The following is a 19,378-nucleotide window of genomic DNA, read 5'->3' as shown; positions in this document are numbered from 1 at the left end:
TCAGGTAGCCCATGCTCGAGACCACAGCACCGCCAAGGAAAGCACCGCTGGCCCCGCCGCTGGATACGCGGCATCAGGTCGAAACGCCGGAAGGCATCGACCTGCCCCTGCGTCCGGCCGGATTGATGGTGCGGTCTGTGGCGTTCGCGATCGATCTGGGCATTCGCGGTGTAATCGCGGGCGTGCTGTTTATCGCACTGGCGTTCCTCGGCAAGCTGGGGCTGGGTCTCGGTTCGTTGCTGCTGTTCGCCATCAGCTGGTGGTACATGGTGCTGTTTGAAGTGCTGCGTCAGGGCCAGTCGCCTGGTAAACAGTGGATGGGCCTGCGCGTGGTCCACGATGACGGCACACCGGTGGGCTGGTCGGCTTCGTTGCTGCGCAACCTGCTGCGCTTCGTCGATCTGCTGCCGTTCGGCTACTTTCTCGGCACCCTCAGTTGCCTGCATCATCCGACGTTCAAACGCCTCGGCGACATTGCCGCCGGCACGCTGGTGGTCTACAGCGAACGCAAGCTGACCCGCCCGCAACTGCCCGAGGCCGAACCGCGCCGTTCACCCGTTGTGCTGACCCTCAGCGAACAACGCGCGGTGCTCGGGTTTGCCGAACGTCAGGGCGAATTGTCAGCAGCGCGGGTCAATGAACTGGCCGCCCTGCTCGCCCAGCCGCTGCACATTTCCGCGCCCAAAGCTGTGACGGAACTCAACGGCATCGCACGCAGCTTGTTGGGCCCGACATGAAGCAAAGCCTCTTCGAAAGTCGCCACAAGGCCGAATGGGAGCGTTTTGCGCTGGCCCTCGAACGTCTTGAACGCGGCAAGGACACCTCGCAGGTCAGCGCTTTCCCCAAAGCCTATCGCCGACTTTGCCAGCACCTGGCGTTGGCGCAGGAGCGCGGTTACAGCAGTTTCCTCATCGACTCGTTGCAACAGCAAGTGCTGCGCGGGCATCAGCAGTTGTATCGCCATCGCAGTCGTCTCGGGGCCAATCTGCTGAGCTTTATCCTCGCCGGTTTTCCGCGACTGGTGCGCGCCGAATGGCCTTTTGTGCTGGTCGCGGCGCTGTTGTTTTTCGGCAGCCTGATCGGTGTTGGTGTGTTGGTGTATGGGTTTCCCGAGCTGGTCTACAACCTGATCCCCGCCGAACAGGTGCGCGAGATGCAAGGCATGTACGACCCCGTCGCCGGCCACCTCGGTCGTCCCGCCGAGCGCGCGGCCAGCGAAGACTGGGTGATGTTCGGTTACTACGTGATGCACAACATCGGCATCGCCTTCCAGACCTTCGCCAGCGGATTGCTGATGGGCATCGGCAGCGCGTTCTTTCTGTTCTACAACGGGCTGGTGATCGGCGCGGTCGCCGGGCACCTGACCGAGATCGGTTTCGGCCAGACCTTCTGGCCGTTCGTCATCGGCCATGGCGCCTTCGAACTGACGGCGATTGCCCTCGCCGGCGCGGCCGGTCTGAAACTCGGTTGGGCGCTGATTGCCCCCCGGCGCCTGACCCGCGCCGAAGCCTTGAAACGCGCGGCGCGCAAAAGCGTGTTGCTGGTCTGCGGAGTGATGGTGTTTCTGCTGATCGCGGCGTTCATCGAGGCCTATTGGTCATCGAAAACCAGTGTCGCCCCGCTGACCAAATACCTGGTCGGCGCCGGGCTCTGGTTAATGGTCGCGGCTTATCTGTTGTTCGCCGGAAGGAATCGCCATGCGCCTGAGTGACGCCACGGTGGTGATCCGTCCACGCACGAACTGGGAAGCCATGGATCTCGGCGTGCTGATGTCTCAGCAGCACCGACGTCTGTTGATGACCAGTTGGGCCATCGTCACCCTGCCGCTGTTTGCCGTGCTCAGCCTGCTGCTGTGGGATTCTCCGTCGCTGGCGGTGTTTATTTTCTGGTGGTTGAAACCAGCCTACGAGCGCCTGCCGCTGTACATCCTTTCCAAAGCACTGTTCGGCGAAACACCGACGCTCAAGCAAGCGCTGCGCGAGTGGCCACGGCTGCTCAAACCTCAATTGCTGGCCAGCCTGACCTGGCGCCGGCTGAGCCTGAGCCGCAGCTTTCTGATGCCAGTGATGCAACTTGAGGGCCTCGATGGCAACGCGCGACAGCAACGGGTAACCGTGCTGTTGCAGCGCAACGCGGGCGCTGCGCAATGGCTGACGATCATCGGCGTGCACCTGGAAACGGCGTTGTGGATCGGCTTGATGGTGCTGTTCTACATGCTCCTGCCGCAGCCGATTGAAACCGATTGGGACTGGCAATCGCTGATTCTTGCGGCGGATCACGACTGGCGCTGGCTGGAGCACCTGACCAACGCTTTTTATGCGCTGGTGCTGGTGGTCTGGGAGCCGATCTACGTCGCCTGCGGGTTCAGTCTTTATCTGAACCGCCGAACGCACCTGGAAGCCTGGGACATCGAACTGGTGTTCCGTCGCTTGCGCCAACGCCTGAACAACGCTGTGCTGGGTCTGCTACTGGCGGTGTGTCTGGTATTGCCGAACATGCCCTCGGTGTGGGCGGCCGAAGCCGACAGCGGGCCCGATGCTCCGCGCTTGTTGAATCAGCCGCTGACCAGCCAGGCCTCGCGCGACAGTATCAAGGCCCTGCTCGAACAGCCGCCGTTCAAGAACAAGGAGTCCGTCACCCGCTACCGTTTTGGCGAAGACCCGGCAGCGCCAGCCAAGGATTCAGAACCCGGTGAAGCACCGCAGTGGCTGAAGACGCTGCTGGGATGGCTCGACGGTCAACATTTCAACACGCTGGCCAAGCTGATCGAGGTGCTGCTGTGGGGCACGGTGATTGCCTTGCTCGGCTGGCTGATCTGGCATTACCGTGAATTTCTGCGAGCCTTCGTCAGCCGCCGCCCGTCCCTGCCGGCCAAACCCAAGCGAGCGCTGCCGCAACAAGCCTTCGGCCTGGATTTGAACCGCGACACCCTGCCCGACGACATCGCCACCCGCGCCGAACAACTCTGGCAAACCCAGCCCCGCGCGGCGCTGAGCCTGCTCTATCGCGGTCTGCTCAGCCACCTGCTGCATGACTTTGCGCTGACCTTGAAACCCGCCGACACCGAACATCAGGTGCTGGCGCGCGTTGAACAATTGCAGCGCCCGGAGTTGCTCGCATTCAGCCGCGAACTGACCACTCATTGGCAGAACATGGCCTACGGGCATCGAATCCCGGCGGCGCATCTGCAACAGCAATTGTGCGATGGCTGGCGCGCCCTGTTCGGTCACGGGGCCCGGTCTTGAACCGGCGTTCACTGTGGTGGATCGGCGCGCTGATCGGTACGCTGCTTGTCGCGTTGAGCGTTTTTCTGTTCCTCAAGGCCAAGCCTTATCAGGAAGAAGTCGATCATGGCCCCTCGCCTGCCGTGCAGGCCAATCCGTATCTGGCGGCAGAGCTGTTCTTACAGCAACGCGGCCTCAACGTCAGCCACGCCGAAAGCCTCGCCATACTCCCCGACATCGACCCACGTCGACACACGCTATTGTTGTTCAACGACCGTTCACGCATGACCCCGCGTCAGGTCGAGCAAGTTCTCAACTGGACGCGCGCCGGTGGGCGGCTGGTGTTTGTCGCCGAGTCGATATGGGACGAGCAGACCCGCCAGAGCAACGATCTGCTGCTCGATCGGGTGCAACTGCATCAGTCGCTGAGCAAAGACCTCAAGGAGCCGCCCAACGATCAGGAGCCAGAGCGCTTCCCGCAATTGACCAAGCTCTATCTGGAAGATGAAGACGCACCGGCCTATGCCGGTTTCGACACCGACTTCCACCTCGACGACCCAAAAGATCTCGCGCAAGCCTGGGCCAACAGCGCCAAGGCCACGCACATGATGCAACTGCCCTACAGCCTCGGCTCGATCACCGTGGTCACCGACGCCGAGTTGTGGAAGAACAAAACCATCAGCCAATACGACAATGCCTGGCTGCTCTGGTACCTGAGCGCCGACACCGACGTCACGTTGATCTACAACACTGAACACGACGGGTTGCTGACCTTGCTTTGGCGCTACTTCCCGCAGGCCATCGTCGCCCTGCTCGCCTTGATCGGCCTGTGGCTGTGGCATGTCGGCGTGCGCCATGGCCCGCTCCAGGCGCCGGCCCCGAGCGGGCGGCGACGGTTGCAGGAGCATCTGCGCGCCAGCGCCGATTTCGTCCTGCGCCACAATGGTCAGCAAGCATTGCTGCAAGCGCTGCAACAGGACGTGTTGCGCCGCGCTCGACGCCGTCACCCCGGATTCGATCGATTGAACGTCGCCGAACAATGGCTGGCGCTGTCACGTCTGACCCGCCAGCCGACCCGTGCCATCAGCCAGGCCCTGAGCCCGGTTGCGAACCAGCGTTTGTCCAGCGCCGAGTTCTGCCGTCAGGTCGCCCACCTGCAAACCTTGAGGAACACGCTATGAATGAACAGACCGAGCCCGGCAGCGCCAGCCACGCCGCCCAGCAACGCCAGCGCGCCAGTCAACTGGCGCAGGCGGTTCGCAGCGAATTGCAGAAAGCCCTGATCGGCCAGAATCAGGTGATCGACGACGTACTCACGGCGTTGATTGCTGGCGGCCACGTGCTGCTCGAAGGCGTGCCGGGGCTGGGTAAAACCTTGCTGGTGCGCGCATTGGCGCGTTGCTTTGGTGGCGAGTTCGCGCGTATCCAGTTCACCCCGGACCTGATGCCCAGCGACGTTACCGGCCACGCCGTGTACGACCTGCAGACCGAGCAGTTCAAACTGCGCAAAGGCCCGCTGTTCACCAACCTGCTGCTGGCCGATGAGATCAATCGCGCGCCGGCAAAGACCCAGGCGGCGTTGCTCGAAGCGATGCAGGAGCGCCAGGTGACGCTTGAAGGTCGCGCCCTGCCGATCGCGCAACCGTTCATGGTGTTGGCAACGCAGAACCCGATCGAACAGGAAGGCACCTATCCCCTGCCCGAAGCCGAGCTCGACCGGTTCATGCTCAAAGTGCGCATGGATTACCCCGACGCCGAACAAGAGCTGAACATGGTGCGTCAGGTCAGTCGCTCGACCCGCGCTGACATGCTCGATGTGCAACCCCTGCGCACGGTGTTGCAAGCCAAGGATGTGCAGGCCCTGCAACGCATTGCCAGTGATCTGCCGATGGATGATCAGGTGCTCGATTACGCCGTTCGACTGGCACGCAGCACCCGCACCTGGCCGGGGCTGACCCTGGGTGCCGGGCCGCGCGCCTCGATTGCGCTGGTACGCTGCGCCCGTGCCCGAGCGTTGCTGCGCGGCGGCGAGTTCGTGATTCCCGACGACATCAAGGGCTGCGCGCTGGCCGTGCTGCGCCATCGCGTGCGCATCGCTCCGGAGCTGGACATCGAAGGCTTGCAAGTCGATCAGGTGTTGCTGCAACTGCTCGACCAGATCCCGGCGCCGCGCCTGTGAAATCCGTTTTGGGCAGAAAAGATCGCAGCCTTCGGCAGCTCCTACAGATGTTCCATGTAGGAGCTGCCGAAGGCTGCGATCTTTTCAACAAACAGCCCGGTGCCAAGCCATGAAACCATCAAAACTCCTATTGATCTGGCTAACCCTGCTACTGGCCATCGGCATCGTCCTCGGCACCTTGCAGGCACTGCAAATCGAGCTCCCTCCGAGCCTGCCGGCGATCAACTGGGGCTTGCTGCTCGCCCTGCTGACGCTCGCCGCCATCGATGCGCTGCGCCTCAAGCGCCTGCCCGCCATTCGCGTCAAACGGCAAATGCCCGGCAGCCTCGCGCTCGGGCGCTGGGGCGAAGTACGCCTGGAGGTGGAACACGACTTCAGCGAGCCGCTGCACCTGCAACTCTTCGACCACGTGCCGGACGGCCTGATTTTTGAGAACCTGCCGCTGAACGTCGAATTGCAACCCGGCAAAATCAGCCACATCGGCTACCGCCTGCGCGCCCTCAAACGTGGGCACTTCAGCTTCGAACACTGCGAAATCAACCTGCCGAGCCCACTAGGTTTATGGTCAGGCAAACGCCTGCTCGACGTCACCGGTCACGCCCGCGTCTACCCGGATTTCGCCCGGCTCTATGGGGGTGAACTGCTGGCGGTGGACAACTGGCTCAGCCAGCTCGGCGTGCGGCAAAAACAGCGCCGTGGTCAGGGTCTGGAATTCCATCAACTGCGCGAATTCCGTGAAGGCGACAGCTTGCGTCAGATCGACTGGAAAGCTACCGCCCGCCAGCGCACACCGATCGCCCGTGAGTATCAGGACGAACGTGATCAGCAGATCATCTTCTTGCTCGATTGCGGACGCAACATGCGCAGCCAGGACGATGAACTGTCGCACTTTGACCATGCGCTGAACGCCTGTCTGCTGCTCAGTTATGTGGCGTTGCGTCAGGGTGATGCGGTGGGCATGTGCACGTTCGCCGCTGAGCATCCGCGTTACCTTGCGCCAATCAAGGGCACCGGGCAGCTCAACGTTTTGCTCAACAGTGTTTACGACCTCGACAGCAGTCAACGCCCGGCGGACTATCAGGCGGCGATCCGTCCACTGCTGGCCCGGCAGAAACGCCGAGCGCTGGTGGTGCTGGTGACCAATGTGCGCGAGGAGGACGATGAAGAACTGCTGAACGCGGTCAAGCGCCTGAGAAAGCATCATCGGGTGCTAGTCGCAAGTCTGCGCGAATCCGCGATTGACCAGCTGCAGCAGACGCCCGTTCAAACGTTAGATGAGGCGCTGGCATATTGCGGGACTGTTGACTATTTGAATTCACGCAACGAGTGTCATGAACATCTGATCGCTAATAGCGTTACGACTCTGGATGCACAGCCTCAGGCATTGGGGACTGAGCTGGTAACACGCTATTTGAGCTGGAAGAAGTCTGGCTCGTTTTGAACGTTCGACTTTCCGTCCCATCAACGCTCAGCTGATAGAAATCGTACGTGGGTGCTAGATGTGTGAAAAAAAACACTCACACCCTTTGCATTAAAAAGATTGCTGACAATCGTAATCAATCGAGCACTTCAACCCTTTCAGTGCTTTCCACCCTCCCAAAAAACTGGTGCTATGCTTTCTTTTTTTCGAAAGGAATCGAAGCTATGTCACCTGAATATTCGTTATCCGATGTACTGGAAAGGATCTATGAGAATCAGCTTGGGTTAGAGGCGGCCCTTATGGAGTTAGCACTACAAGTAGAAAAGGAAGGCTTTACGGACGTCGGTGAAAACGTCCGAGGTGCGCTATGTAGGGTTGGTGAAAATGCTGGCTACATAAAGCAGGGCATAGCAAAGATCAAAGGAAGAAACCTCAAATAAATGGATTAGCTACGTGTTCAAACTTCGGCTGGGGCCATTCAAGGGAACCACAAGATCAAAATTTCTCCAGAGATTTGGCCCCAGCGACCTCAATTCAAAAACCCGCCTGCCACGACTTCAGAAAATTTGCGAGGCCCGTCTACTTTTTAAGCACATCTGGTAGATGCACGTAGCCATAAGGTCCGACAGTTTTCGGGAGTTTGAAAACTTCCCTTGGCATTCGGGAATTAAGACTACAAGGTTTGGTGCCGTTGCCTACGCAGTCACCGGAATGGGCTGACTGACACTCTAAGGGATGCCGCTTAGATTAGGCATTGTCGCTGACATTCAGCGGCCAGGTTTAGTCGCCTGATATGAGACAAGGTGCAAGGCTTCATCCGGTCGGGTTTCCTACTCCCGTACTTGATGGTGGCTGTGTGCAGGGCACCTTCGGGTGCGCCGGAAAAGCCTTGTTTCCACCGGTCGACTAACCTGCACATAGCTGCCTCCCTTCATTTAGTCGCGAAGCGGAGGCAGCACCTAATAAAAGGAAACAAGGCAATGACAAAGGCATCCACGAGTCCTCCTGAGATAGATTCCGTCGATACATCACCCTACGCCTCCCCCGATTCAAAAAAGCTCCACGAAGCTGCCGAACGCGCGCTCGACCACTACCTCAAACCCCATCCTGCCATGCACAACTCCGTTGATCGCGCCATGCAAATGTTCGTCGTCGCCCCCGACATCAATCCCGAAGCCATCGCCATCCAGACCTACGAAACGTTTTCGTCGGTGAGCATTCTTTTGCTGGATCTGGCGGACAGCCTAGAAGACAAACCACGGCACTTGGCGATGGCGATTTATCAGTTGAGCGAGATGGGGTTGTTGTTGGCGGAGAAGGTGCTCGACAGTGAGCGCGCAGTTGCCATGAACGGATGAAGACCAAAAGATCGCAGCCCTCTGCAGGAACTGCCGCAGGCTGCGATCTTTGGCTTTGGCGTTTGCTGTATCAGGCGGAAGCTGGCAGCGGCTGAAAACTGAAGTACTGCTTCAACGCCTGCACCAGTTGCCCGTACTCCGGCGGCGGCCGGTGCAGGCTGAAACCCGCGTCATAATGCTGCGGGGTCGCGTCTTCATGGCACCACAGGCAACACGCCGTCAGGTCGATGACCTGCTGGCAGCCTTCATCCATGGGAATTTTCAGACGCAGCTTGAAATCCACACCGATCATCATCGGTAACTGGCTGATGAGCATCAGCCCGTCTTCGGAGACGTTGCCGAGAAAGCCGATCGGTTTGTCGGTGATGCTGTTGAACACTCTCAGAAAGTACGGCAGTTGATGCCGTTCGATTCGGCGGTCGGTAAACATGCGCAGTTCGCCAGGCAGGGCTCCGTCACGGAGCCGCACTTTTGCTTCGGAACGAACCTGCCTTGCAGGCCCGCTCTCCCCGCTTCCGGTGTGCCGATCGCTACCTCGCCGTCACTTGACCACTTGCCAGTCGCAGGTGTTGCCCCGGAACAGCGCCAACGCGCTGAAACCGGATCATTCGACTATAGCTCAGCCTGTAGACACGGCCAGCGTTTGTATGACAACTGTCATCAAAAACGCGTCGGGCGTACCACGGCTGCAGCACTGCGCGTTGGGTAATGGCCCAGGCTCTGCAAGGTTTCCAGGCGGGCGCGGGCGCGGTAGGCGTATTCGCTGTTCGGGTACGAGGCCATGATGAACTGATAGGTTTGCGCAGCATCAACAAACATTTTCTGCCGTTCCAGGCACTGGCCGCGCATCATCGACACTTCCGGCCACACGTACGGGCGGGCACGGCTGGCGCGCTCGACCTTGGACAGCTCCAGCATGACCTGCTCGCAATTGCCGCGATCATAGGCGCTGTAGGCGTTGTTCAAATGGTGGTTCATCGACCAACGGGTGCAGCCCGTGACGGCGAGGACGCTGAGGGCAAGGGCGGCAATGGGCAACAATCGCATGGGGGGTTCTCCTGTCTTGTGCTCTGTATCGACCTTGCGCCGGAAATCTTCAGAACGGTTTGTGCCGATTGTCGCGTTCGTCGCGTTCAATAAAGAAAGTAATAACAAAGCCCTTCACAAAAAGTAGTGCATTCGAACAATGACTACACCCCAAGAGCATAGTAGCCTTCGCTTGCGCTTGAACTCAGGAGTCTTTGCATGTCCGTCCGTCGTACCAAAATCGTCGCTACCCTTGGCCCGGCCAGTAACTCGCCGGAAGTTCTCGAACAGCTGATTCTGGCTGGCCTGGACGTTGCCCGTCTGAACTTCTCCCACGGCACCCCCGACGAGCACAAGGCTCGCGCGAAACTGGTGCGTGACATTGCCGCCAAGCACGGTCGCTTCGTCGCCCTGCTGGGTGACCTGCAAGGCCCGAAAATCCGTATCGCCAAATTCGCCAACAAGAAGATCGAGCTGAAGATCGGTGACAAGTTCACCTTCTCCACCAGCCATCCGTTGACCGAAGGCAACCAGCAAGTGGTCGGCATCGACTACCCGGATCTGGTCAAGGACTGCGGCGTAGGCGACGAGCTGCTGCTCGACGACGGCCGTGTGGTGATGCGCGTTGATACCCAAACTGACGACGCATTGCATTGCACCGTGACCATCGGCGGCCCGCTGTCCGACCACAAAGGCATCAACCGTCGCGGTGGCGGCCTGACCGCGCCGGCCCTGACTGAAAAAGACAAGGCCGACATCAAGCTCGCCGCTGAAATGGAAGTCGATTACCTCGCGGTATCCTTCCCGCGTGACGCTGCCGACATGGAATACGCCCGTCAACTGCGCGACGAAGCCGGCGGTACTGCCTGGCTGGTGGCGAAGATCGAACGCGCCGAAGCCGTAGCCGACGACGAAACCCTCGACGGCCTGATCAAGGCCTCCGACGCGGTGATGGTTGCTCGTGGTGACTTGGGTGTGGAAATCGGCGACGCCGAGCTGGTGGGCATTCAGAAGAAAATCATTCTGCACGCACGCCGCCACAACAAGGCTGTGATCGTCGCGACCCAGATGATGGAGTCGATGATCCAGAACCCGATGCCGACTCGCGCCGAAGTGTCCGACGTGGCCAACGCCGTGCTCGACTACACCGACGCCGTGATGTTGTCTGCTGAATCCGCAGCAGGTCTGTACCCGCTGGAAGCCGTGCAAGCGATGGCGCGCATCTGCGTCGGCGCCGAAAAGCACCCGACTGGCAAGACTTCCAGCCACCGCATCGGCAAGGAATTCACCCGTTGCGACGAAAGCATCGCACTGGCGACCATGTACACCGCCAACCACTTCCCGGGCGTTAAAGCGATTATCGCGCTGACCGAAAGTGGCTACACCCCGCTGATCATGTCGCGCATCCGTTCTTCGGTGCCGATCTATGCGTTCTCGCCGCACCGCGAAACCCAGGCGCGCGCCGCGATGTTCCGTGGCGTGTACACCGTACCGTTCGATCCGGCTTCGCTGGAACCGCACGAAGTCAGCCAGAAGGCGATCGACGAGCTGGTCAAGCGCGGCGTTGTGGAAAAAGGCGACTGGGTCATCCTGACCAAGGGCGACAGCTACCACACCACCGGCGGTACCAACGGCATGAAGATCCTGCACGTGGGCGACCCACAGGTCTGAGTGATCGGTTGTTGAAAGACAAGAGCCCTGCCATGTGAATGGCGGGGTTTTTTCATTCAAGAAGATCAAAAGATCGCAGCCTTCGGCAGCTCCTACATTGCCTGACACTCACCTGTAGGAGCTGCCGCAGGCTGCGATCTTTTAATGTCGTTTGATGAATCCGGTCAACGCCGCCAACGCTTCCGGCGACGTCAGGCGTTGGGTAAACAGCACGCCCTCCTCCTCGATCACCCTGCGGATCAACTCGCGATCCGGGGCCTTCATCAATTGCTTGCTGATACGCACCGCTTCGCTCGGCAGTTCGTCGAAACGCAGCGCCATCTCCCGCGCCTTGCTCAACGCCGCAGCGCCGCTGCCCAACGCTTCGGTGGCAATCCCCCACTGCGCCGCCTGTTCACCGCTGAAGCCTTCACCGAGCAACAACAACTCCGCCGCTTTGGCCTGGCCGAGCAAGCGCGGGAGGATCAAGCTGGAGCCGAATTCCGGGCACAGGCCAAGGTTGACGAACGGCATACGCAACCGTGCATCGCGGGCCACGTAGACCAGATCGCAATGCAGCAATAACGTGGTGCCAATGCCCACTGCGGCGCCCGCCACGGCGGCAATCACCGGTTTGCGGCACTCAAGCAGGTTGAGCATGAAGTGGAACACCGGGCTGTCGAGGTCGCTCGGCGGTTGCTGGATGAAGTCGGCGATGTCGTTGCCGGCGGTGAAACACTCAGCGCTGCCGGTGATCAGCACGGCGTTAATCTCGGGGTCGCTGTCGGCTTGCTTCAACGCCTCAGCCAAACGGCTGTACATCGCCCGGGTCAGGGCGTTTTTCTTGTCGGGGCGATTGAGGCGCAGGGTGAGCAAACCGCGTTCACGTTCCAGCAGGATGGCTTCGGTCATGGCGTCTCTCGGCGATAGTCGGGCTTGCGAAGGTCAAATGGGGATAGTGCCTTCTGTGGCCAGGGGACTTCTGTGGCTAGGGGGCTTTTGTGGCAAGGGGATTGTTGTGGCGAGGGGATTTATCCCCGCTGGGCTGCGCAGCGGCCCCAAAATCTTGCGAGCGCTGCGCACTCAAACGGGGATAAATCCCCTCGCCACAAAATCCCCTTGCCACATAAATCCCCTTGCCACAAAAAATCCTCTGACCATAAAGACTTGGCCACAAAGAACCTATGAAACCCGATAAGCATTAGCGCTCAACCGCGGGACAGGAATACGTCGGCCAGCAGCTGATTACGCGGCAGTCCGGCCAGGTACAGGCGCCTGGCGAAGGCGTCGACACTGGCCGTCGAACCGCAGACTAAGGCCAGGGTTTGCCGGGAGACAAGCCGCAGTTGCGCCAAAGCGGCGGCTGACTCGGCCGCCGTCCATAGCTCGACGCTGAGGTTTTCTCGCTGCGCAGCCAGCGCGGCAAGGGGTTTGGCCAGATAGTGTTCACGCTCATCATGGGCCAGGTGAATGACGCGGATCGCGCCTTGGTGATCCTGGCGCAAGGCTTCGCGCAGCACGCCGAACAACGGCCCCAACCCGGTGCCAGCGGCGAGCAGCCACAGCGGCCGGTCGTGCCAGTCCGGGTCGTAATGCAAGGCGCCGCCGCGCAGTTCGCCGAGGCGGATCGGATCGCCGATCTGCAAGCGCCGCGCGGCATCGCTGAACTCGCCGGGCTGGCGGCAATCAAGGTGGAATTCAAGAAAGCGGTCTTCTTCGGGCAGGCTCGCCAGCGAGTACGGCCGAGCGATGTGATCAATCCACAGCACCAAATGTTGCCCGGCGCTGTAGCGCAACTGCCGTTGCGGGACGAGGCGCAGGCGCAGGACGTTGTCGCTGAGCCAGTCCAGGGCTTCGACCACCGCCGGGCGACCGTCGGCAATCGGGTCGAAGGTGTGCACCTGCAAGTCTTCAACCACCTGGCACTGACACGCCAGGCGCCAGCCCTGCTGACGCTGCTCGGCGCTCAAGGCGTCCGGTCGACTGTCAGCCGGCAGACCTTGCACGCATTGCACCAGACACGCATGACAACTGCCGGCGCGGCAACTGTAAGGCACGGCGACACCGTTTTGATTGAGGGCGTCGAGCAGGTTGCTGCCCGTCACCACCGACCAGTGTTGTTCACCGACACGAAGTTCAGGCATCGGCGTTCTCCCACGCGGCCGCGCAACGATTACGGCCGTCACGCTTGGCCCGGTAAAGCGCCTGATCGGCGCGTTGCAAGGCGTCATCGAGATCATCGCCCAGTTCCAACAGGGTCATGCCGGCCGACAGGCTGAGATTGCGCACATCCAGGCCGATCAATTCGACATCAGTGAAGGCAATGCGCAAGCGCTCACAACATGCGGTCAGCCGTTCGGCATTGCAATCGGGCAGCAACACCACAAACTCCTCACCACCGTAACGCGCCAGCACATCGCCGTCGCGCAGACACGCCTGGGCGACACCGGCGAAGGCCTGCAACACCTGATCGCCGGCGGCATGGCCGTGCAGGTCGTTGATGCGTTTGAAGTGGTCGAGATCGATCAACGCCAGACCGTGGGCCACATCGCTGTCCATCGCATTCAATTCACGCGAGGCCAGGCGCAGAAAGTGCCGGCGATTGAACAGCCCGGTCAGTTCGTCAGTGGCCACCAGGTCTTCGAGCTGGCGCATCATCCCGCGCAACGTGTCCTGATGCGCCTGCAAGGCAAACCGGCGCTGGCGCATGCGCTGCCGCGAGATCTGCACGAAACGTGCGTAAAGCACCAGCCACGCCAGCACCATCGCCAGAATGCACACCTGCAATGCCGCCAGCGCAGGCTCGGGCAAGAGGAAGTAGTAGCCATCCCATAGGGTGATCGCCGAGAAACTGAAAAACACCATCAGCGCGCAGCGAATGAACGCGCGTCGACTGAGATGGAACAGGCCAAACAGCAGGATGAGCACATAAAACACCAGAAAGGCGCCCCGCGCCTCGTCCAGATGGGCGATCAGCCAGGTCTGCCAGCCAAGCCCGAGCAGCACCTGCACTTCGGTCAGGCTGGGGTCGGCAAAGCGCTGGTTGCGCCCGCTCCAGAACAGCCCGAACAGGGTCGCCTGACTGATCACCACCAGCGCGCTGCCGATGACAACAGAACTCAGGGTCTGGTCGTAATGACCGGTAAAAAACGCCAGCCACAGCAGCAGCAAAGCCAATCCATAGGTGGCTGCAGCGAGGGCAAAACGTTTCATTAAAAGACGTTGAATGGCGTTATGGGTCAATCGTTGACTCACCGTGCGATAGGAGGCTGACCGAGTGTCCTACTCTACAGACCGGCTGCCACTTTAGAGGCCCGGTCGATAAATGACCACCGATTTTCAGGCCCGAAAATTGACGTCAAAAACCCACATATCCAGTGTAGGAGCTGCCGCAGGCTGCGATCTTCTGATCTTGACCTTAAAAACAAAATCAAAAGATCGCAGCCTGCGGCAGCGCCTGCAGGATTATGCGAAAGACATGCGACCAACGAATGACTGCCGGCGCGTGTATGCCCCACCGAGGCGCGGTATACTGCCGCGCCTTTTTAGCGTCGCGCCAGCAGCCCCGGCGTGCCTTGAAAGGTGCTTGCGACCGACCGATGCACCCAAGCCGCAGGCACCTTATTGAATGTTCCCGTCTTTTAGAGGAGCGCGACTCATGACCGTGATCAAGCAAGACGACCTGATTCAGAGCGTTGCCGACGCCCTGCAGTTCATTTCCTATTACCACCCCGTGGATTTCATCCAGGCGATGCACGAAGCCTACCTGCGCGAAGAATCGCCAGCGGCGCGTGACTCGATGGCACAGATCCTGATCAACTCGCGCATGTGCGCCACTGGCCATCGCCCGATCTGCCAGGACACCGGTATCGTTACCGTGTTCGTGCGCGTCGGCATGGACGTGCGTTGGGATGGCGCCACCATGGGCCTGGACGACATGATCAACGAAGGCGTGCGTCGCGCCTACAACCTGCCGGAAAACGTCCTGCGTGCCTCGATCCTCGCCGACCCGGCGGGCGCTCGGAAAAACACCAAGGACAACACCCCTGCCGTGATTCACTACTCCATCGTCCCGGGCAACACCGTGGAAGTGGACGTGGCGGCCAAGGGCGGCGGTTCCGAGAACAAGTCGAAAATGGCCATGCTCAACCCGTCCGACTCGATCGTTGACTGGGTACTCAAGACCGTTCCGACCATGGGCGCCGGCTGGTGCCCACCGGGCATGCTCGGCATCGGCATCGGCGGCACCGCCGAGAAAGCCGCGGTGATGGCCAAGGAAGTGTTGATGGAATCCATCGACATCCACGAGCTGAAAGCCCGTGGCCCACAGAACCGCATCGAAGAAATGCGTCTGGAGCTGTTCGAGAAGGTCAACCAGTTGGGCATCGGCGCCCAGGGCCTCGGTGGCCTGACCACCGTGCTCGACGTGAAGATCATGGACTACCCGACCCACGCCGCCTCGCTGCCGGTGTGCATGATCCCGAACTGCGCCGCCACCCGTCACGCACACTTCGTGCTCGACGGTACAGGTCCAGCCTCGCTGGAAGCGCCACCGCTGGACGCCTACCCGGAAATCGTCTGGGAAGCCGGCCCGTCGGCCCGTCGCGTCAACCTCGACACCCTGACCCCGGAAGACGTGCAAAGCTGGAAGCCGGGCGAAACCGTCCTGCTCAACGGCAAAATGCTCACCGGTCGCGACGCCGCGCACAAGCGCATGGTCGAGATGCTCAACAAAGGTGAAACCCTGCCGGTCGACCTCAAAGGTCGCTTCATCTACTACGTTGGCCCGGTTGATCCGGTCGGTGACGAAGTGGTTGGCCCGGCTGGCCCGACCACCGCAACGCGGATGGACAAGTTCACTCGTCAGATCCTTGAGCAAACCGGTCTGCTGGGCATGATCGGCAAGTCCGAGCGCGGCCCGACCGCGATCGAAGCGATCAAAGACAACAAAGCCGTGTACCTGATGGCTGTCGGCGGCGCTGCTTACCTGGTGGCGCAAGCGATCAAGAAGTCGCAAGTGTTGGCGTTCGCCGAACTGGGCATGGAAGCGATCTACGAGTTCGAGGTCAAGGACATGCCGGTCACCGTTGCGGTAGACAGCAAGGGTGAATCGGTACACATCACCGGTCCGGCGATCTGGCAACAGAAGATCAGCGAAAGCCTGGCGGTCGAAGTGCAGTAAGCGTTTACGCTGCGAATAAGGCCGGCCTCTCGAAAGAGAGCCCGGCCTTTTTTATCGATTGGCTGATGGTTATGAAAAATCCACAGCGTGGTTTTTTCGAACTAAAAGAATCGCCTGACCTGTCAGACCTGACAGGTTACCTGGACGATGTGGCCTGCTAGCGTTGGTCCATCTGCGTCTTCGCACACCGGATGGAACCATGACCTACGAAATCGCCCGAGGCATGTCCATGACGCTGACGTGCACTGAAATACACAACGGTGCAGGCAACCCATTTACAGCAAATCCATACTCGCGGCCCCGGCGCTGATGAACCGTGAAGTTCACCAAGGCACCCCCTCCGTCACGGTAAACGACGGTCGAGGCTTACCGGTTCGTCAGGTCGCATACTTGCGCGCGATCGCCAATGAACCGGCCATTGCATTGCTGAGCCGACAAGCGTTCGACGGAGCCGGGCGCGTAACCCGGCAATGGGACTCGCGGCTTTCCGAACCGAACCTCAGCACCGTATATGGGCTGAACGGTGCGGCATTGAAGATCAGCAGTGTCGATGCCGGCTGGCGTTTGAGCCTTCCAGGGCTGGCCGGGGAAACACTGGAGCATCATGACCAACGCGGTAACGTCTGGCGTACCCGTTACGATCAACTATTGCGCGTTGTGGCGCGGGAAGAAAACCAGCAGCCGAACGTCGAGACCTTCGTGTATGCCGACGGCTCGGCCAACGCATTGATGAACCTGCGCGGGCAATTGCTCAATCAGGTCGATCCGTCGGGTCGCATCGATTGCGAAAGTTATGCAATGACCGGCGCTTTGCTGCGCGACACGTTCACTTCCCCTGACAACCAGTCGTTCACCAGTGCGCGCACCTACAGCCCTTTGAGCGCAGTGCTTGCACACCTCGATGCCGGCGGCCATCAGCAACAATTTCGCTACGACCTGGCCGGGCAGATCCAACAGGTGCAGCTGCAACTCAACGCGCAAGCAACCTGGCAAACCGTTCAACTCAACGCGCAATACAACGCGGCCGGTCAGGTCATTGAGCAAGAGGCCGGCAACGGCGTGACTAGCCGTTGGCAATACGCTGCGGCGGATGGCCGGCTGCATCGACACACGGCACGCATCGGCCAACAGTCACCGCTGCAGGATTCCGAGTACAGCTATGACCGGGTCGGCAACATCACCCGAATTTTCGACCATACCTTCACACCGACTTACTTTGCCAATCAACGCGTCGACGGCGCTCGCGATTTCAGTTACGACTCGCTGTACCGTTTGCTCAGCGCCAGCGGTTACGACGACGCGGTGCCACGGGACAATCCCGGTCGCCCGCAACCGACCGATCCCAACGACCGACGCAACTACGTCCAGACGTACACCTACGATCACGGCAACAATCTTGTCGAGCTTCGCCACGTTCGCGACGGCGCCAACCATACCCGGCGCATGCGTATCGACCCGAACAGCAACCGTGGCGTGCGCTGCAACGACAACGATCCCGAGCCGGATTTCGACACGCTGTTCGACCGCCATGGCAATCAGCAGATGCTGCAAGCGGGCCAGCCTCTGCAATGGAATACACGCGATCAACTGGAAAAAATCACGCTGGTAGCACGCGACAATCTGCCTGACGACGAAGAATTTTATGAGTACAGCCAGGGCGCCCGGGTGTACAAGCGCCACACACACGATGGCGGCAAACACTTTCACGCAGTGCGCTACCTGCCCGGCCTGGAGATCCGCAGCAAAGACAACGGTGAAGCGTTGCACGTGATCACGCTCGCCACCGGCATCGGCAGCGTGCGTTGTCTGCATTGGCTCACGTCACCACCCTCAGGGGTCGAGCAGAATCAAATGCGCTACACCCTCGAAGACCATCTGGGCTCAAGCACGATGGAGCTTGACCATCAGGGCCGAATGATCAGTCATGAGGGTTACTACTCGTTCGGCGCTACTGCCTGGATGGCGGCACGCTCGCTGATCGAAGTGGCGTACAAGTTCATCCGCTACTCCGGCAAAGAGATGGACGTCAGTGGCCTCTATTACTACGGGGCGCGCTACTACGCGCCGTGGCTGCAGCGCTGGGTCAGTGCCGATCCGGCGGGGGATGTGGATGGGCTGAATCTGTATGCGTTTGTCGGTAACAACCCGATCGGTTTCAGCGATACCACAGGCCTGGCAGGAGAAGCTTTTCAGTTGCCGACCGCGGCTGATTGGAAAGCCAGCGAAGCTCGTTTTTTTCAGCGTGGCAACGAACGCCAGTCCATGCGCAGCCAGCAGAATGCGACACGCCGCATCAGACTGCAGTTGGAGCATCACATGAGGCGTCAGGATGAAATTCTGGGCCTGACCAAACTACGCATGCGTGATGCTTCTGGCCAGCTTGAGCGGATGGGATCAGATGGCGATGTTGCATTGGCAACCTTGCGTAGAACGCTGGTGTTACTCCTCGGCAAGGGGGTCAGTTATGGCGCCGGAATAGCCGTTGGCGTTGGTACACAGGCGCTGGGGCTTGTCGCTCCCGGTGTGGGCAACGCAATAGGCGTGGGCATGGGATACGCCGCAAAAATTGGCGTCAGCGCCGGGGTGGATTACATCGCGGAAAAAACCGGTGGCAGTGCATCGGTCAATCTGAAAACGTCCAAGCTGTCAGCTGAAAAAATCATCCGTAAAGCCGAACACAAACTGATGAATCCAGATCAATACCTGCTGGCCAAATACCAGAACATGAATCCCAAATCGCAAAAAGGACAGTTGAAGCTTGGCAAAGAAGTGACGGATAAAGGTGCGAGCGAACTGATGAAAGCGACAATAACGAGTGTCCCCTCCGAAGCAATCGGTGCAATGAGCGCGGGCGTGGGCTTCTTGCTCGCTTTGCCGGAAGTCATCAGTGAGACCCTCGGTGCCCTCCAAATGAAGTCACTGGAAAAAATGGCAACCTTTGCCACTAATATTGAAGATCTCGCCGAAGAGATCCAGTCAGGCATGATCAATATTGTGGAATTCCAGAATGCGCTGCCTGCAAGCACTGGCAACGATGCGCAAATTCAAGGCCTGTGGCATAGAACCTTCGAAGTCCACGCGGGATTGGAAGATCTCGGTCATGCGGTTAGATCACACGTCGCTCAGCGTAAAGCGGCGGCATGAAGCGAGTGAATTTTTCGCCGAGAAAACTGCCGTCAACTCACAGAAAGCCCGGGAATCAGCGATGACCTGCCGGGCTGTTTTTCGTCTGCGACAAAAGCCAGCCCCTCACACCTGTCAGATCTGACAGGTGTCACGTAACAGGCGCTTTGTTAGCTTGGCGTTCGGCACTTTCTCTGCCCTGTTCACAGGTTACCT

Annotated in this window: 16 protein-coding genes; 11 read left to right on the top strand and 5 right to left on the bottom strand. The window is 59.9% G+C overall.

What is annotated here, in order from left to right; all coding sequences use genetic code 11:
- Window positions 1–11: 11 nt before the first annotated feature.
- From ACQ4MY_RS07440 to ACQ4MY_RS07405, 8 genes are all read left to right on the top strand, one after another.
- Window positions 12–737 carry an RDD family protein gene (locus tag ACQ4MY_RS07440; protein WP_440094603.1) on the top strand — a complete coding sequence of 242 codons (726 nt, stop codon included), beginning with the start codon at window positions 12–14 and terminating at the stop codon, window positions 735–737.
- A complete protein-coding gene (locus tag ACQ4MY_RS07435; protein WP_440094601.1) occupies window positions 734–1,711 on the top strand; it encodes a stage II sporulation protein M in 978 nt (325 codons plus the stop codon). Before ACQ4MY_RS07440 ends, ACQ4MY_RS07435 begins: the two co-directional genes overlap by 4 nt.
- Window positions 1,698–3,245 (top strand): DUF4129 domain-containing protein, encoded by a 1,548-nt coding sequence (locus ACQ4MY_RS07430; protein ID WP_440094600.1) that lies wholly within the window; start codon window positions 1,698–1,700, stop codon window positions 3,243–3,245. The genes ACQ4MY_RS07435 and ACQ4MY_RS07430 overlap by 14 nt, the downstream gene beginning before the upstream one ends.
- The gene (locus ACQ4MY_RS07425; RefSeq protein ID WP_440094598.1) at window positions 3,242–4,405 is read left to right on the top strand and encodes a DUF4350 domain-containing protein; all 1,164 of its coding nucleotides are present in this window, start codon (window positions 3,242–3,244) and stop codon (window positions 4,403–4,405) included. The genes ACQ4MY_RS07430 and ACQ4MY_RS07425 overlap by 4 nt, the downstream gene beginning before the upstream one ends.
- A complete protein-coding gene (locus ACQ4MY_RS07420; RefSeq protein ID WP_008080411.1) occupies window positions 4,402–5,403 on the top strand; it encodes an AAA family ATPase in 1,002 nt (333 codons plus the stop codon). Before ACQ4MY_RS07425 ends, ACQ4MY_RS07420 begins: the two co-directional genes overlap by 4 nt.
- A 109-nt stretch (window positions 5,404–5,512) precedes the next feature.
- Entirely contained in the window at window positions 5,513–6,844 is a 1,332-nt protein-coding gene (locus ACQ4MY_RS07415) for a DUF58 domain-containing protein (RefSeq protein WP_440094596.1), read from the top strand.
- 203 nt (window positions 6,845–7,047) lie between these two features.
- On the top strand, window positions 7,048–7,263 hold the full coding sequence (locus ACQ4MY_RS07410) for a hypothetical protein (protein WP_440094763.1): 216 nt from the start codon (window positions 7,048–7,050) through the stop codon (window positions 7,261–7,263).
- Window positions 7,264–7,803: 540 nt separating this feature from the next.
- Window positions 7,804–8,181 carry a DUF6124 family protein gene (locus ACQ4MY_RS07405; protein WP_440094595.1) on the top strand — a complete coding sequence of 126 codons (378 nt, stop codon included), beginning with the start codon at window positions 7,804–7,806 and terminating at the stop codon, window positions 8,179–8,181.
- A gap of 70 nt (window positions 8,182–8,251) precedes the next feature.
- On the opposite strand, the gene ACQ4MY_RS07400 is transcribed toward ACQ4MY_RS07405, so the two are convergent.
- Together ACQ4MY_RS07400 and ACQ4MY_RS07395 are read right to left on the bottom strand one after the other, a co-directional pair.
- Complete coding sequence (locus tag ACQ4MY_RS07400) at window positions 8,252–8,611, bottom strand: PilZ domain-containing protein (protein ID WP_440094593.1); 360 nt, start codon at window positions 8,609–8,611, stop codon at window positions 8,252–8,254.
- A gap of 230 nt (window positions 8,612–8,841) precedes the next feature.
- Window positions 8,842–9,228 carry a tetratricopeptide repeat protein gene (locus ACQ4MY_RS07395; RefSeq protein ID WP_158831119.1) on the bottom strand — a complete coding sequence of 129 codons (387 nt, stop codon included), beginning with the start codon at window positions 9,226–9,228 and terminating at the stop codon, window positions 8,842–8,844.
- 198 nt (window positions 9,229–9,426) lie between these two features.
- On the opposite strand from ACQ4MY_RS07395, the gene pyk reads away from it, so the two are divergent.
- Window positions 9,427–10,878, top strand: coding sequence for a pyruvate kinase (gene pyk / locus ACQ4MY_RS07390; protein ID WP_008080434.1), 1,452 nt, complete (start codon window positions 9,427–9,429; stop codon window positions 10,876–10,878).
- A gap of 141 nt (window positions 10,879–11,019) precedes the next feature.
- On the opposite strand, the gene ACQ4MY_RS07385 is transcribed toward pyk, so the two are convergent.
- From ACQ4MY_RS07385 to ACQ4MY_RS07375, 3 genes are all read right to left on the bottom strand, one after another.
- Window positions 11,020–11,769, bottom strand: coding sequence for an enoyl-CoA hydratase-related protein (locus ACQ4MY_RS07385; protein WP_440094591.1), 750 nt, complete (start codon window positions 11,767–11,769; stop codon window positions 11,020–11,022).
- Between the two features lie 296 nt (window positions 11,770–12,065).
- Window positions 12,066–13,001, bottom strand: coding sequence for an iron-sulfur-binding ferredoxin reductase (locus tag ACQ4MY_RS07380; RefSeq protein ID WP_440094589.1), 936 nt, complete (start codon window positions 12,999–13,001; stop codon window positions 12,066–12,068).
- Window positions 12,994–14,100 (bottom strand): GGDEF domain-containing protein, encoded by a 1,107-nt coding sequence (locus tag ACQ4MY_RS07375; protein WP_045123086.1) that lies wholly within the window; start codon window positions 14,098–14,100, stop codon window positions 12,994–12,996. The genes ACQ4MY_RS07380 and ACQ4MY_RS07375 overlap by 8 nt, the downstream gene beginning before the upstream one ends.
- A 415-nt stretch (window positions 14,101–14,515) precedes the next feature.
- Here ACQ4MY_RS07375 and ACQ4MY_RS07370 point away from each other — a divergent pair, with 415 nt between their 5' ends.
- On the top strand, window positions 14,516–16,039 hold the full coding sequence (locus tag ACQ4MY_RS07370) for a fumarate hydratase (protein WP_008080438.1): 1,524 nt from the start codon (window positions 14,516–14,518) through the stop codon (window positions 16,037–16,039).
- A gap of 309 nt (window positions 16,040–16,348) precedes the next feature.
- The gene (locus tag ACQ4MY_RS07365; protein WP_440094586.1) at window positions 16,349–19,183 is read left to right on the top strand and encodes an RHS repeat domain-containing protein; all 2,835 of its coding nucleotides are present in this window, start codon (window positions 16,349–16,351) and stop codon (window positions 19,181–19,183) included.
- The last annotated feature ends 195 nt before the right edge of the window (window positions 19,184–19,378 follow it).

This window comes from Pseudomonas sp. SM4 (assembly GCF_051913165.1).
GTDB lineage: Bacteria > Pseudomonadota > Gammaproteobacteria > Pseudomonadales > Pseudomonadaceae > Aquipseudomonas.
Note: the sequence above shows the minus strand (reverse complement) of the source record. Positions and strands in the feature narration are given on the sequence as shown.

Excerpts from the sequence above, each read along its gene's own strand:
- ACQ4MY_RS07440 (WP_440094603.1), top strand. The coding sequence starts at position 12 with ATGCTCGAGACCACAGCACCGCCAAGGAAAGCACCGCTGGCCCCGCCG.
- ACQ4MY_RS07435 (WP_440094601.1), top strand. The coding sequence starts at position 734 with ATGAAGCAAAGCCTCTTCGAAAGTCGCCACAAGGCCGAATGGGAGCGT.
- ACQ4MY_RS07430 (WP_440094600.1), top strand. The coding sequence starts at position 1,698 with ATGCGCCTGAGTGACGCCACGGTGGTGATCCGTCCACGCACGAACTGG.
- ACQ4MY_RS07420 (WP_008080411.1), top strand. The coding sequence starts at position 4,402 with ATGAATGAACAGACCGAGCCCGGCAGCGCCAGCCACGCCGCCCAGCAA.
- ACQ4MY_RS07415 (WP_440094596.1), top strand. The coding sequence starts at position 5,513 with ATGAAACCATCAAAACTCCTATTGATCTGGCTAACCCTGCTACTGGCC.
- ACQ4MY_RS07410 (WP_440094763.1), top strand. The coding sequence starts at position 7,048 with ATGTCACCTGAATATTCGTTATCCGATGTACTGGAAAGGATCTATGAG.
- ACQ4MY_RS07405 (WP_440094595.1), top strand. The coding sequence starts at position 7,804 with ATGACAAAGGCATCCACGAGTCCTCCTGAGATAGATTCCGTCGATACA.
- ACQ4MY_RS07400 (WP_440094593.1), bottom strand. The coding sequence starts at position 8,611 with ATGTTTACCGACCGCCGAATCGAACGGCATCAACTGCCGTACTTTCTG.
- ACQ4MY_RS07395 (WP_158831119.1), bottom strand. The coding sequence starts at position 9,228 with ATGCGATTGTTGCCCATTGCCGCCCTTGCCCTCAGCGTCCTCGCCGTC.
- pyk (WP_008080434.1), top strand. The coding sequence starts at position 9,427 with ATGTCCGTCCGTCGTACCAAAATCGTCGCTACCCTTGGCCCGGCCAGT.
- ACQ4MY_RS07385 (WP_440094591.1), bottom strand. The coding sequence starts at position 11,769 with ATGACCGAAGCCATCCTGCTGGAACGTGAACGCGGTTTGCTCACCCTG.
- ACQ4MY_RS07380 (WP_440094589.1), bottom strand. The coding sequence starts at position 13,001 with ATGCCTGAACTTCGTGTCGGTGAACAACACTGGTCGGTGGTGACGGGC.
- ACQ4MY_RS07370 (WP_008080438.1), top strand. The coding sequence starts at position 14,516 with ATGACCGTGATCAAGCAAGACGACCTGATTCAGAGCGTTGCCGACGCC.
- ACQ4MY_RS07365 (WP_440094586.1), top strand. The coding sequence starts at position 16,349 with ATGAACCGTGAAGTTCACCAAGGCACCCCCTCCGTCACGGTAAACGAC.